The sequence below is a fragment of the Carboxylicivirga taeanensis genome (assembly GCF_051851475.1).
Taxonomy (GTDB): domain Bacteria; phylum Bacteroidota; class Bacteroidia; order Bacteroidales; family Marinilabiliaceae; genus Carboxylicivirga; species Carboxylicivirga taeanensis.
In genome coordinates this window covers 22,615-37,151 of sequence record NZ_JBPUSJ010000019.1, presented here as the reverse complement: position 1 = coordinate 37,151, position 14,537 = coordinate 22,615, and the positions used below count along the sequence as shown (strand labels likewise).

Genomic DNA, 14,537 nt, shown 5'->3' with positions numbered 1-14,537 from the left:
TGAAACAGTCTCAAAAGTTCTTGGTCATAAATCTTTAAAAATCACTCAGATTTATGCGAGAGTATTGGAAAATAAAATATCAGAAGATATGATGGCGATTAAAGGTAAGTTGGGGATGTGAAGTAATTAGTGAATCTCATTAGGGCCAGATCTTGAGATATTCTAAACCTTCGTTCAACAGCCTAAATTATCATTAAGCCTTTTGCATTTTTATTTAACTATCGGATTCTTTGCGTAATGCTATTATACCAAATTCAAGTAATAACCCTTTCCCGAATAACGCTCTTCTAATATTTTATCCTATTCTGCGCTGTTATATCGAACATACAAAATACGGCAAAGCATTGACAAGACATAACTAGAAACTTACTACCCAAAGACATTTTATCTAAGGGTAGTAAATTCTACCTCACTTTTGGGAATTTAACTCCTATCTAGGTGAAGAAAAAAATAACAACTCTCTTTATCGTCATTTTTACAGCACTTAGCTTACTAAAATCATCGCAAAAAACTTATGTGTTTGTTACCATAATTCAATGCGATAATTCTAGCCTATTTATTAAACCGACAAATATTTGATTAATCTACTCTAAACTCAATGGCGACACCTCCTCCATTAGCAAGCTTTAATTCAATATCTGATTGAGCGTTAACCAGCATTGTTTCTATCATTAACTCATGCGGCTTATTCAGGAAATCTGTCGTATTGGCATCTCTGTAAATAACACATTTGTAGTCAATATCAGGCTTAAGGAATGAGCAATCAATAGTAACTGTGCGCTTTTGACGATTGGTAATGGCACCTAGGTACCAGCAATCTGAGTTTCTAGCTTTACGGACCATTACTAGGTACTCTCCTATCTCCCCATCCAAAGCCAGACTACGGCTCCAGTTAACCGGCACATTTTTAATAAACTCAAATGCAGGATGACCAACATAGTTCTCCGGCAAATCACACGCCATTTGTGCAGGACTGTGGCATACAACGTACAAAGCCAACTGCTGTGCTAACGTAGAATATGCACGCTTATCGGTGATCCCATGCTTTTCATATGTTAGTCTGAAAAGTCCGGGCGTGTAATCCATTGGGCCAGCCAGTAGACGGGTATATGGAAGAATTGCAACATGCTCTGGCGGGTTATTTTCTGGAGCCCACGGAGCGTTATACTCCTGTCCCCGGGCAGATTCTACCGCCAAAAGATTTGGCCAGGTCCTGTTGAGCCCGGTGGGTTTTATATGCTCGTGTCCAAGAATACAAATCTGCCTTTTTGCCGCCTCTTCCAGTACGTATTGATAATGTTTAACCATCCGCTGACCATGGTGTGGTTCTCCGCTCTTTACAGGACCTACATAGCCAGTTTTGATGTATTTAATCCCCAGTTTCTGATAATAATCGAAAGCTTTAGGTATTTGCTGCTCGTACTCGTTTACATAACCCGCTGTTTCATTATGCATCACAATCTCAACCCCATTCTGACGGGCATATGACACCACCTCTTCCAGGTTATAATCATCGTACGACCTGCAATAATCAAAGTCTTTCCATTCGTCCCAACCAATGTTCCAGCCCTCAACGAGAAGGCCCTGGATGCCATTTGCCGCAGCAAAATCAATCATCTCTTTAGCATGGGCTGTAGTAGCACCATGACGATCACCGCCATGCCACGTTTTTAAGCCCAGGTGCATCTCCCACCATATGCCTGTGTACTTCATTGGCTTAACCCATGAGAAATCCCCCTGAGCTTCTTCATTGAGATTCACAATCAAATCAGAGTTAATCAAATCAACTGCCTGTTTTCCCAATTGAATGGTTCGCCATGGGCTTATCAAGGTATTGTCACCTTTGTAAACATGACCAATCGTATCAGGTACCAATCTGCTTTGCAGATAACCATTACCAGAATTTCTTATAGTCATGGATGGAAAATTCACAAGTGCTGCTTCATGAATCGACAAGTAAGTGCTATCAGGAGTTATTAAGGTTAAAGGAGTTTGCACCGAGTCAATACCTGAAACGAGTGTTTGCTGATATATCTTCTCATAACTGTCATCATCTACCGGAATCCACCAGCATTTGCTATCAGCCGGCAATTTAAACGCTGTCTTTTCTTCTTTGATAATTATTGGCTGTTGATTAGCTCTTTCTACTTCATACCTAAACCCCAAACCACTATCATACACCCTGAAAACGACCTTCAGTAACCCGGCCTTATTCTTTAGTGTATATACTGCCTCATTGTAATTATTACGTACATATTGACTTGGTCCCCAAAAAGCTTCCCATACCTCATCAAAGTGATTCACCTGACAATCAACCATTTTAAAATGACTGAACAGATTTTCCCCATCGCCCAGTTGAAATCCTAAATCAGATCGTTGAATGATTGATTGCCCGTTAAACTGTACTTTGTAAAATGGCTTCCCAACGGAGTCAATATCAAAGTGAACCTTTACACTTCCATTGGGTGAGGAGATGGACTCGACCGATGTTTGATAGCTGCAACTACCAATGAAAGAGCCTGCTCCAAGTATGAGCACCAGCCCCAAACACATAACAAAAAATGTTCTCATATTATTTTAAATTCGAAAAGCTCTAATCAGCAGAAGGCATGAATCAGAGCTTTCGTTACTTCTAAGCTTGTTGTTTTAACTAACATCCCCGGCATATTATAACTGCCGGGTATTTAATAAGTAAATGGAGGGGATTGTTGTCAGAAACTAAATCCCAGTTTAGTGAGTCCATCCTTCACCTCCTGATCAGCCATAAAGAGTTTCCAAAGCTGTTGGGTACGGTAATTTTCAATCATCGCAACAATAGGCCCCTGATCAATGCCAATATAGCCATCAGAATACCAGTTATAGTGCTCCGAAAATGCATCATAGAAACCATAATCGCCCCATAGTTTAGCATTCATCTGATAATAAAAATACTCCAAGGCTTTTAATGATTGCTCCGGTGTATAGGGGAAGGATGCCAAGGCCGCCGTAGGTGCTATCACTCCCAGATCATTTCCTGGTTCATGTCCACCATACCCTAGATGGTTATCACTTGATGTTAAGCCCCAGCTATCGCCCCCATAGCCTTTCCAGCCTTTAGGATTCTCACGGCAATAGGAATAATTGATCAGGGCATGTGCCGTCACTTGCTCCCAGTAATTGGCGTACTGATCCTTCAGATTACGAGGGTCGAGGCCAATAAACGAATAATGCGACCAAAACATAGGACCACCATAATCAATTGATAATGGTAGGTGTATACCATAAAAAGTTTTTCCATTATACATCTTACCACCGTGCGCAAACCAGCCATTTTCATAAGTGCTTTTATCTATGCCATAGGTTGGTGAGGCAGCAGCCAATACATATACGATTAACGCCTCATTCCAACCACCCACTTTCATTCCCATATGAAAAGCGTGATTAGGCGACCAATGCCAGTTCAAGGTATTATCACCAGGGTCGAAAGCAGTCCACTCCACAGCTTCCCAAAGTGCAGTAATGCGAGCTCTTAAATCTACTTCCTCCTGATTATCTCCATCAAAAAATTGCCTATTGATGAGCATCCCCTGCATCAGAAAAGCTGTTTCAACCAAATCAATGCCATCATCATGGTATGAGAAAGGTCTGATTCGACCATTATCACCATAATACCAGTGTGCATATGCGCCATGGTAACTTTCGCAGTTTTCCAGAAATGCGCATATTTTATTCATACGGGTAATGGCATCTTCACGTGTTATCCAACCCCTGGTAACAGCTGCCGGAAAGCATGAGATGCCAAAGCCAGTAGCTCCGGTCGCAATCAAACGTGGCGAATTACCTTCATAGGCATCGTCCTGGGAGCGCTCGCGGGCACATCCACTATTCGTCTCTGCAAATTCCCAAAAGTATTTGAAGGTTTGCTTCTGCACCAGTTCCAGCAATTCATCGGTTGGCAACTTCTCAATAACTTCATCATCAACTGGTGGCAATTCAGGAAACTCAATCTCCTTTTTATCTTTGGAACAGCCTACACATATTACTGCTGCAAAAAGAAAAGTGATAAATAGTTTTAAACTTACCTTTTTATGTGGATTCATAATACTTTGTTTTGCTTAAAATGTATCTCTACAATGAATAAAACAGAGAGTGCTGAACAATTATTAGCAAAGTGATAAAGCACTCTCTGGTTTCAAAATTAGTATGCAGCGCTATTTTTACTTTCGAATACCATAGGGTTCTACGTCAGCATCTGTACATAGTTCAAATTTGACACTTTCCTCAACATCACTGTTTGTGCCAATAAACAATAGAAACTCACCTTTTTCAGCACCATAGCTCATGTCTTTACGCCAAAAAGCCAGATCTTCAACACTTACTTCAAAGCTTACGTCAACGGCTGTATTAGCAGGAATCATTACTTTCTGAAAACCTTTGAGTTCTTTAACTGGTCGTGTAACACTGCCCACCAAGTCACGGATGTAGAGCTGAACAACTTCTTCTCCGTCCACATTACTCGTATTGGTCACCTTCACCGACGCTGTTATTTTCCCATCGGGCGTTAAGGTATTAGTATCCAATGTAACAGCCGAATACTCAAAAGATGAATAGCTTAATCCGTACCCGAAACAGTACAATGGGTCGTTTGAGCAATCCTGGTAACGAGTAGTGAAATGATCTTTAGGATTATAAGGACGACCCGTATTTTTCATATTGTAATGAATAGGCACCTGACCTAAATGCTGCGGAAAGGTAGCGGTTAGCTTACCTGAAGGATTGTAATCACCGAAAACAACATCGGCAATTGCAGGTCCCGCCATACTACCCAGATGCCAGCATTCTAGGATGGCAGGTAAATGCTCATTCTCCCAGGTAATGGTAAGCGGACGTCCGTTGTGCAACAACAGCACAATTGGCTTGCCTGTTTTATATACTTCTTTTATCAGTTCTTTCTGAATCAGCGGAATATCAATATGCACACGGCTGGCTGCTTCACCTCCCATATTTTCACGTTCGCCCATACACATAACAACTACCTCGGCCTTTTTAGCTGCAGCAAGGGCTTCAGCAAAACCTGAACGGTCATCCCCTTCCCAGTCACAACCCTTAGCGGTATAGATCTTAGTTTTACTCCCCAGCTTTTCCTTAAAAGCAGTCAGAATAGTGGTCACTGTTTCCGGCTGACCGGTTGTGTGCCACGCGCCCAATTGTTGCTTCTGCTCATCAGTCATTGGACCAATTAAGGCGATAGAGTTAAGCTGCTCTTTGTTTAGAGGCAGTAATTGGTCTTCGTTCTTCAACAACACAATACTCTTTCTGGCCATTTCATGCGCCAGAGCAAAGTGTTCGGGGCTTTTAATTTTACTCTGCTTGTCTTCATCCGGACGGCAATAACGATAAGGATCTTCGAACAAGCCCAGGCGATACTTCATTTCAAGTATACGACGGCATGCTTCGTTAACAGTGGCTTCTTTTACTTTGCCTTCTTCCACCGATTGCTTCAAATGGTTCATGAAAATACCACTTTGCATGTCCATATCTACCCCTGCATTCATTGAAGCCTCACCAGCTTCTTTCTCATCGGCCACACTGCCATGGTTAACCATTTCTTTAATAGAGGTATAATCGGTCACCACAAAACCATCAAAGCCCCACTGTTCTTTTAAAATATCATTGAGCAGGTGCTCGTGCGCTGAACAAGGCGTTCCATCCAACTCATTGAAAGCTGTCATATAAGTTGCCACACCCGCATCGCAAGCAGCTTTGAAAGGTGGCAGATACACATCGCGCAATACACGCTCTGAAATATCTACGGTATGGTAATCTCTACCTGCCTGTGCGGCACCATACGCTGCAAAGTGCTTGGCACAAGCCAGTACTGTTGCTTCGTCAGATAAGTCCGTTCCCTGGAAGCCTCTTACCTGTGCTGCCGCAATTAAACTTCCAAGATAGGGATCCTCTCCTGCTCCCTCAGCAATACGTCCCCAGCGTGGATCACGCGCAATATCGACCATTGGCGCAAAGGTCCAGTTAAGACCATCAGCAGCAGCTTCAACAGCTGCTACCCTGCAACTTTTTTCTATCTGATCTAAATCCCATGAGGCTGACATGGCAAATGGTGTGGGAAAGGTTGTACGATAACCGTGAATCACATCATAACCGAATAGTAACGGAATTCCCAGTCTTGACTTCTCCACAACCTCCTTTTGCATCCGGTAAATAAAATCAGCTGTCAGCGCATTAAACACAGCCCCGACCTTGCCTTGTATGGCATCATCAACAAAATCATTGTCTGAAACCGGTCCAGTAATATCCCACCAACTGGCAAATAGTACAGTTTGTCCGATTTTCTCTTCAAGTGTCATTTCGGTCATCAACGAGTCAATGAAAATGTCCATTTCTGGCCGATCATTCCATTGATTGTGTACCGATATTTTTTTAGTGACCTCTTTACTACATCCACAAATAAGGAGGAACAACACCCCCAAAAGACTTAACTTATTCATTTTCTATTTACTGTTAAAAAATTTACCCCTATACTTCAAATTCATACTCACAATTTCAAATAAGTATACACCATACTCCAAAGAGCCTATACTAATTGATACTGAACTTTTATCAACACTGGTTACCTGTACTTGTAATACCTGCTTGCCATCCATGTTATATATACTTACAGTTGCAGGCTCTTTCAACTTGTCAGGTAAGCGAAAGGTTATATTCCCTGACTGTTCGTTTTGTATAATCTTCACGTCAGTACTCTCAATGGTTCCATCACCTATAGAGGTACCCGAATCCTCAAATCCAAGTTTCGTTAAGCCATTTTTGACATCGGCATCCTGCATTACCGCATTCCATATTAAGCCTGTACGATAATTCTCGAGCATGATCAGAATGGGCCCTTGATCGATGGCCAGATAAGAACCTGCCACCCAATTCAATTCATCATTAAAGGCATCATAAAACCCCATAGGACCAAATAGTTCAGCACCACGTTCTCTATAAAAATACTTAAGTGCTTTCATTGACTCAACAGGCGTGTAGGGGAAACTGCCTAAAGCTGCCGTCGGGGCAATGGTACCATTATCGTTATCCATTGGACGACGTTCTGAATAACCATCTGCCTGATCACTGGCTGTAATTCCCCAACATTTATCACTGTAATTGGTATGTGATAAGGGATTTTGCACTGAGTAGCTGTGTTGAATTTTGGCAACATTAACACACTCTGTCCAGTAATCGGCGTACTGGTCTTTCATTCTGTGCGGATCAAGTCCAAGGTGTGCATAGTGCATCCAGAACATAGGACCACCATAATCAGGTGCAATATTAAGGTTGTATCCATAAAACTGGCGTGGATTCTTAATGGCGCCACTCCTAGCAAATCCCTGATGATAAACCTCCGCCGGCACACCGTAGGTAGGTGAAGAGGCAGCCATAATATATGTCACCAGGGTTTCATTAAAACCTCCGATGGCAAAATTCATGTCCCAGCCATAGTTTGGCGACCAATGCCAGTAAAGGACATTTTGGTTATCTCGGCGGTACCAGCTCCAATCAATCTTTCGCCAGATTTTATCTGCCAATAACCTGATTTGCTGTGATTCTACATCATTGCCTGTAAAATAATTTTTCAGCGCGATTAATCCAGCAGCCGCAAATGAGGTTTCAACAATATCACCACCATCATCTTTGGGCGAAAACGGAATTGTTTGCCCGGTAGCTCCATTATACCAATGCGAGAATGCACCATGATAAACCGGACAGATATCAAGAAAATTGAGAATTTGTAAGATAGCTTGCTTTATTTCACTCTGAGGGGCATAGTTCCGCTCATACCCGATAATCATAGCCATGAGACCCATTCCGGTTCCTCCCGATGTGATGCGGTTAGGATTATCATCGTTGCTGCGCTCGCGAGTCAATTTATAGGTAGGATGCGCAAAATCCCAGAAATAACGCCAGGTGTAACGTTGAACCATATCCAACAGTTCATCATCCGTAAAGTCACGCGTTGTCGCCTCGGCTCCCACTGCATCGGACACATTTATTCCTGAAGTTGAAAACACCCGGTACTTAACGGACAGATTTGTTCCTTTGCTACGAACAAAATCTAAATAAAAAGCCTCACTAGTGGTTCCTCTGTATTCGTAATTGGTACCACCATCAAAGGATGCCTCAATACGATATGCCAGATCGGCTGATGGTTTTGTCCAATTTAGCTCAACATGACTATCATATCCAACAGCACTTAAGTTTTGCACCGGTTCCACGTTAGCCACCTGAATGCTTGCTGCTATGTCATCAATAAACAAGGTACGGGACGCTCCGTTCGTTTCTGTTTGTTTAAACACCACCGCCTTTGTTTGAGAAAAATCCAAATGACTATTAGCTGCATCATTAAGGATGATTTCCAGCGGAATACTAATCAAAGTCCATTTACCGGCAGGAACCACCTCATTATAATCACCCAAAGAGTAGGTCATGGAATTATCTTCAGTACCATTATCTTTACGCAAAGCTTTAAGTCCGATAGCGGGTAAGGCAGACTGCGACAGCCCCTCCGACGAATAGATATAAAAGCTGAGGTGAGAATAGGATGATAGATTGGAGAGACCCCAGTCATTCTTAAAAATACTGACAATCCAATCGCCCCCTACATTAGATGTATAATTAAACTTGAGTGCTGTATTGCCGTTGTAAGCTGATTTTGTGCAAGGCACTTTATCATTGTATGCAGGACAACAGGGGGGTGCTGTGTGTTCAAATGTGCTGTTGCCTAAACTGTTTATGTCCACAATCCCCTGATCGTAGAAGGTATTATCCGTTCCTTCCCTGAAAAAGAAGATATCCTGCGAAAAAGCATTTACATAAACAAACAGTATTGCTACAACTACTATAATCTGTTTCATAAAATCTCGTTTGTACCACCAGCCGGCATCACACTGGCTGGTGGTTTGCTTTAAGAAGCTCTTTAGTCTCACTGCAATGAGCAGCCTTTACCGCTTAATCACCTTTTTTACAACTGATTCTCTACCATTGCTCAACCGAATAAAATATAAGCCATTATGAAATGATGACATATCTATTGGCAACCTTGATTGGCCTGAAATTCGATTACGATAAACTTCCGTCCCGGTAGCACTGCTAATGGTTACCAACATATCTGCATCCAACAACTCGGAAGGGAGTGAAAGTTCAGCCATAGAATACACTGGATTTGGTGACACAAGCACTTCTGCACCAAAAGTTTTCAAAATACCATTTGCTACTTCTGTCGTTGTTTTGATATCGTCAATGTAAAGAGTGCGCTCAACAGCATCATTGCTATTTTGACGAAACACCACAGCTCTTACCTTGGTAAAATTATAAGTAGCAGCAGGCACTCCATCCGTAATAACACTTAGCGGCAATCCTACCTTCACCCATGTATTTGCAGGCACATCCTCGTTATAGGCAGCAATATCAAACAACTCTGTATCCTCCTCCGCATCATTATCGGTACGACGAACCCTTAGTCCGATTTTTGGCAACAAATCTTTAGACAGAGCAGTTGTTGAGTACAAATAGAAAGACAAATAGTTATTGGCTGTCACATCTATATCGGCCCAGTCGTTTCTATACACACTTGCTTTCCAGCGACCAGTCGAACTTCCGACAGATGGTATATAATGAAATTTCAGTGACGTTTCTCCCGTGTGTGCAATTGTTGCACATGGAATTTTGTCATTATAATCCGGACAGCAAGGTGGTGCCACATGGTCGAATACTACATCACCTAAATTAACGACATCCACAATGCCCTGATCGTAAAATGTATTATCTGTTCCTTCGGTAAAAAACACTTGCTCCTGACCGTATGTGATAGTGGTAACCAGACATATGATAATTATAAAGATTTTTTTCATTGGTTTAGATTTCTATTTAATAACCTGGATTTTGGGTCAATACACCCTTGCTGAGGTCTATTTGTATGGCAGGAACCGGCATCAGCTTTTTGTAGTCGGACCAATTGGTTTTACCATCATTTTGATAGGCTTTAGCTGCATATCCTGGCTCAACATCATCCATACGCATTAAATCAAATGTGCGATGGCTCTCCATGGCCAGCTCCACTCGTCGCTCGTGCCAGATAGCATGTCTCAGTGTTTGCTTATCAGAAGACGTCACCTCGGGCAGAATCGCTGTATTACCATTTCTGGCACGCAGACGCACCTGTTCCAGGTAGTTTTGTGCTAATCCAGTTTTTCCTGTCTCATTAGCTGCTTCAGCCGCTATCAAAAGCACATCAGCGTATCGCAGAATAATTATATTTTTACTGCCATTCCAGTCATTCTCTTCATAAGGCTGGTACGACTTATAGTTGTAGTAAGGGTTTTTAGCCTGTGTGCCCACAACAACACCATCATATAAGGTTTGTCCGCGAGTGATAACCGTAGCTGCTTTTCGCGGATCCCCCTCTTCATACTCATTCAACAACGACTCTGATGGCACGTTAAAACCCCATCCCCAGCTACGGCCAGAACCGGCATCACGTGGCAATTGTGTAATGGTGTGTCCATCGTTACCATTGAAAAAATTGGAACACTGCACCTCAAATAGCGACTCTACACTGTTCTCACCCAACGACCTGAAGTTGGTCGCATAATCTGCCATTAAAGAGTACTCGTTTGACTCAATTACTTCCTGGGCATACTTTAAAGCGTTTTCGTTATCCTGAATAAACAAACAGGCTTTTGCCAGCATGCCACGTGCCGCTCCTTTGGTAATACGGCCCATCTGCGCCAATGGATATTCCGATTTCTCGGGCAGATATTCAACAGCTTTCGTCAAGTCTGGTATGATAATATCCTTGTAGATTTCGGCCTTGGGACTACGAGGCAAGTTAAACTCATCAGGTGTTAACAAACGGTCGACCTTAGGCACATCACCAAATGCTCTTACCAGGTTAAAAAAGAAATAGGCTCTGAAGAAATGTGCCTGCCCTAATAGCTCCTTACGCACATCTTCATCTAAAGCGCTCATCTTCGGTACATTTTCCAGCACCTGGTTAGCCCGGTTCACACCCTGGAAATTACTATTCCACCAGGCGTTCACATGAATGTTACTTGTTAAAACGTTTAACTCATCAAACTCGGGCATTGGCACACCATCACCCGGAATACTTCCTTTATCAGCATCATCGGAATAGATATTTTTAATACCAAAGCTCCCGAAGCTGATATGATCCCAGCTGTTAATGGTGTTGTACATGGCATTCACAGCCATGGTAGCTGATGACTCACTGGCCCAGAAAGTTGGAGGTGTAACAGAAGCCGGTGGAACTGTTTCGAGCCACTCCTCATTACAGGCACTCATTCCCGCTACAACAATTAATATCGCTAATATATGACCTATATTTTTCATGACTGTACGCTTAAAATTCTAGATTAATACCAAGTGAATAAATGGCAGGTACCGGGTACGCTCCCCTGTCTATTCCCGCTTCAGTTGGGTGACCACCTATAATAGGATCAAAACCTGAGTATTTGGTGAAAGTATACAAGTTACTACCCGTAGCATAAACTCTAACTTTGTTTAAGTGCACTTTCTGCGTTAAGTGTTTTGGCAAGGTATAACCCAATGAAACATCGCTGATGCGCATATAAGAACCATCTTCAACAAATCGATCGGATACTTCATAGTTTTCGCCTGAGTTGGTTACCCTTGGCTCAGAGTTGCTGGTGCCCTCACCATACCATCGATTCCAGTACGACGATTCGAAATTGTTATTGGCAAATCGAACGGCTTTCTTACGGTTGTAGATCTCACGCCCGAACTGTCCTGATAAAGAAGCTGAAAAATCAAAACCTTTATAGCTTGCTGCCAGATTAATACCCAAAATAAAATCCGGGTGTGGTGAACCAATGATGCGCTTATCTTCATCATTAATAACACCGTCATTATTAAAATCTTTATAACGGATATCGCCTGGTTGTGAGTTACCATTTAAAACAGGGCCATCAGCTACTTCCTGCTCATTCTGATAGATACCGTCCACTACGTATCCATAAAAATGTCCTACTGACTCACCAACGATTGTGCGTGTGGCCATACGTCCGTTACCTAAATCGCCTTTCCATAGCACATCATCATCGTTCGACAGCCTAATTACCTTATTATCAACAACCGAAGAAACAACACTCCAGTTATAATTGAAATCACCCACCTTATCTCTATAGGAAATACTCAGGTCATAGCCGCTGTTTTCAACAGACCCCACATTGACCATACCAACACCTGTATAACCTGTATGTGACAGGATGGAACCGGCCAATAGCATGTCTTCTGTAGTTCGCTTAAAGTAGTCCACTTCCATCATTAATCGGTTATTGGCAAAACCGGCTTCATATCCAAAGTTGATCTGCTTATGTTTCTCCCATCGCAATGCAGTATTGGTAAGCTCAGTCACAGTGCCACCTTCTTGCTTTTGCTGACCTGTTCCAAACACCACATCCAAACCGGTATTTACTCCAGGATAAGCAGCATAATCACCAATACGGTCGTTACCAGTTACACCCCAGCTGGCTCTGAACTTCAGGTATGGCACCCATGGTTTCAAAGGCTCAAAAAAGTTTTCATCAGAGATGCGATAACCCACTGCCATTGACGGAAAGTTTCCAAACTTATTATTGGTACCGAAGCGGGAAGAACCATCGCGACGTAAGGTCGCAGTCAGATAATATTTGCTATCGAAAGAATAATTGAAGCGGAACAGGTATGAAAGCATACGGTTTTCATTCCCGCTGTTGCCATTCCATATGTCGGTCAGTTCATTAACAACACCAGCATCCAAATACCAGAAATCCTCACTTTCACCTTTTAAGTTTCTACGACCACCACTAAGCCACTCGCCTGTTCCGATGTAAGAACTCATACCGGCCATCGCATCAAGTTTATGCTTATCAATTTCTTTGTTATAGAATAATAAGTTTTCGAATGAATAGTTGATGTAACGGCTGTTGCTCACACTAACAGAACTCTTATCACTTTTTTGCCAGGCACTCACAAAATACTCTGGTGTAAAAGACTTACCATAGATATGTGACAACTCAATGCCAAATGAAGACTTAAATTTCAGATTGAAAGGTAACTTAACCTCAGCGAATGCATTTCCGATGGTTTTGTAGGTTTGGTTTTTACCTTGTCCTTCATACTCGTATTTAGCAGCAATATTGGCAAAATTACCGTTATCGCTTTGTCCGTAAGTCCCATCTTCATTGTAAACAGGCATTAGAGGATCTGTTGTATAAGCTGCCTCGATTAAACCACCTGGCGCACCTTGGGTATTGAAATAGGCAAACTGCAGATTAGAGCCTACGTTGAGCCAGCTTTTTACTTTGTAGTTGTTATTCAACAACACAGTTAAGCGCTGATATTCATCACCTTTCACAACACCCTCCTGCTCAAATCCGGTTACACTCAAATTATAGTTGCGCGTATCATTACCACCTGATAATGCCACATTTAAGCTCTGCACTGGAGCTGCCTGAAAGATTTCATCAAACCAGTTGGTTCCGGTCAGGCTTTGTGGATTAGGATATTGAACTGAACCATTTAGCTCATTCATCAACTGTGCATACTGCGCCGGAGATACCATCTCTGGGTAATGCGTTACCTTTTGTACGCCACGATTATAGTTGATTGAGATGTTACCGTCCTCACTGCGGCCTCTTTTTGTAGTTACCATGATCACACCGTTACCACCACGGGCACCATAAAGAGCTGCTGCCGAAGCATCTTTCAATACCGATATAGACTCTATATCTGAAGGATTGAGGTGATCGATCCCATAGAGTATCATTCCATCCACTACATAAATCGGTGAGTTCTCATTGACAGAACCAAACCCACGAATAAAAACGGCTGGTGCGGCTCCAGGTTGACCGCTAGGCGTTACTATAACGCCTGAAATTTTGCCTTCCAATGCATTTTCGGCCCGCGAACTTTGTATTTTGGCAATATCGGCTGATTTAATATTAGCAACCGCCCCCGTTAAATCAGATTTCTTTTGGGTTCCATAGGCTACAACAACAACATCGTCAAGGTTATGAACTGATGCCTGTAGGTAAATCTTATTATCTGACATGATTGTACTCGCTTTCAACTCCTGAGTTTGATAGCCAATAAATGATACCTGAATAAGAGCATCCTCAGCAGCATTTATTTGAAACCGACCATTTATATCGGTTATCGTTCCCTGATGTGTTCCCTTAATTAACACATTAACTCCAATAATAGGAGAACCATCTTGTTTATCAACAACAATACCTTCGATTAAGCGCTCCTGCGCCCTAACAGATAAGGATATTAGTATTGCTACTGCAATTGTTACAATTCTTCTCATCATTAAACCTGAATTGGTTAGTAAATAGATAATACCTGTTGGTATAGTTTTATTAGAGCTCTTAATAAATGAATCTGAACAGGTGGATTCTGATGCAAATATTCATCTCCTTTAAAAAGAAATAAAAGAATCTTCCACAACATTCCCCAATCAATATAAAAGACCTCACAAC

General features: G+C 42.2%; 7 protein-coding genes. All 7 read right to left on the bottom strand.

The features are described 5' to 3' along the window. Positions 1–579: 579 nt before the first annotated feature. The 7 genes from ACSX1H_RS17920 to ACSX1H_RS17890 all read right to left on the bottom strand — a co-directional run bounded on the left by ACSX1H_RS17920 (position 580) and on the right by ACSX1H_RS17890 (position 14,368). A complete protein-coding gene (locus ACSX1H_RS17920) occupies positions 580–2,571 on the bottom strand; it encodes a glycoside hydrolase family 97 protein (RefSeq protein ID WP_439185621.1) in 1,992 nt (663 codons plus the stop codon). Between the two features lie 140 nt (positions 2,572–2,711). After that, positions 2,712–4,079: a glucoamylase family protein gene (locus ACSX1H_RS17915; protein WP_439185620.1), complete on the bottom strand. Its 1,368-nt coding sequence runs from the start codon at positions 4,077–4,079 to the stop codon at positions 2,712–2,714. A 117-nt stretch (positions 4,080–4,196) separates the two neighbouring features. Further along, positions 4,197–6,485 carry a glycoside hydrolase family 3 N-terminal domain-containing protein gene (locus tag ACSX1H_RS17910; RefSeq protein ID WP_439185619.1) on the bottom strand — a complete coding sequence of 763 codons (2,289 nt, stop codon included), beginning with the start codon at positions 6,483–6,485 and terminating at the stop codon, positions 4,197–4,199. Between the two features lie 3 nt (positions 6,486–6,488). Beyond that, entirely contained in the window at positions 6,489–8,891 is a 2,403-nt protein-coding gene (locus ACSX1H_RS17905) for a glucoamylase family protein (RefSeq protein ID WP_439185618.1), read from the bottom strand. Between the two features lie 87 nt (positions 8,892–8,978). After that, positions 8,979–9,887, bottom strand: coding sequence for a T9SS type A sorting domain-containing protein (locus ACSX1H_RS17900; protein ID WP_439185617.1), 909 nt, complete (start codon positions 9,885–9,887; stop codon positions 8,979–8,981). 16 nt (positions 9,888–9,903) lie between these two features. Next, a complete protein-coding gene (locus ACSX1H_RS17895) occupies positions 9,904–11,385 on the bottom strand; it encodes a RagB/SusD family nutrient uptake outer membrane protein (RefSeq protein WP_439185616.1) in 1,482 nt (493 codons plus the stop codon). 10 nt (positions 11,386–11,395) lie between these two features. Continuing rightward, positions 11,396–14,368: a SusC/RagA family TonB-linked outer membrane protein gene (locus ACSX1H_RS17890; protein ID WP_439185615.1), complete on the bottom strand. Its 2,973-nt coding sequence runs from the start codon at positions 14,366–14,368 to the stop codon at positions 11,396–11,398. Between the last annotated feature and the right edge of the window lie 169 nt (positions 14,369–14,537).